This window comes from Desulfosporosinus metallidurans, assembly GCF_001936615.1.
Classification (GTDB): domain Bacteria; phylum Bacillota; class Desulfitobacteriia; order Desulfitobacteriales; family Desulfitobacteriaceae; genus Desulfosporosinus; species Desulfosporosinus metallidurans.
On sequence record NZ_MLBF01000174.1, the window covers coordinates 1 to 670 of the forward strand.

Consider the following 670-nt stretch of genomic DNA (forward strand, 5'->3'; position numbering starts at 1 on the left):
GGGAAATGACGAGCAGATAGGCCCTGGCCGGACCTTCCGGCGTGCGGCGTTTCTGTTCCCCAATGACGCAGGGTGTCCAGGGAAAAAGCCGATCTCCTGGGCAAAGTGCTTTTGCGTCATCTTGAGCTTTTTGCGGATCTCGCGCACGTCCACCGATACGGCGTGGAGCCCCGGTAGTCCTCGGGTTGTGCCTCGCCCTTGGCGTAGGCCACGGCCTCGCGCATGCTTTGCAGCAGTTTTTCACCCATGGCGGTCATTGGCGGTCACCTCGGATTGTAGGAGTCGATCAGTTCCCGGGCCAGTTGCTTAAGCGCGTTGCGTTCTCCCTGGGTGAGGGAGCATTTGGCGTTCTTCGGATAGAGCATGAGGGCAAACAGGGGCATGTCGTCGTTATAGAAATAGTAGATGATCCGGTAGCCGCCGCTTTTCCCTTCATGCTCCCTGGCAAAACGCAGCTTGCGCACGCCTCCCGTGCCGGGCATCACCTTGCCGGCTTCGGGATTGCTCGCCAGATACGTGATGCATTCGAGCCGTTCTTTCTCATCAAGAAGGCTGTCTGCGTCGTTTTTTAAATGTCGCCGTTTCGACGACCGTGATTCGGCGGCGGGAACATGGCTGTAAGTTAGTGCAGTGGACGACTGACGTCAAGGTGAGGGGGCGCAAACCGTTC

Annotated in this window: 2 protein-coding genes; both read right to left on the reverse strand. The window is 58.4% G+C overall.

Annotated elements, in window-relative coordinates; all coding sequences use genetic code 11:
* Positions 1-244: hypothetical protein (locus DSOL_RS28565; protein WP_139314646.1), on the reverse strand; the 244-nt coding region annotated here is incomplete at its 3' end.
* 19 nt (positions 245-263) lie between these two features.
* Positions 264-464 carry a type II toxin-antitoxin system RelE/ParE family toxin gene (locus tag DSOL_RS26225; protein WP_235839020.1) on the reverse strand — a complete coding sequence of 67 codons (201 nt, stop codon included), beginning with the start codon at positions 462-464 and terminating at the stop codon, positions 264-266.
* Between the last annotated feature and the right edge of the window lie 206 nt (positions 465-670).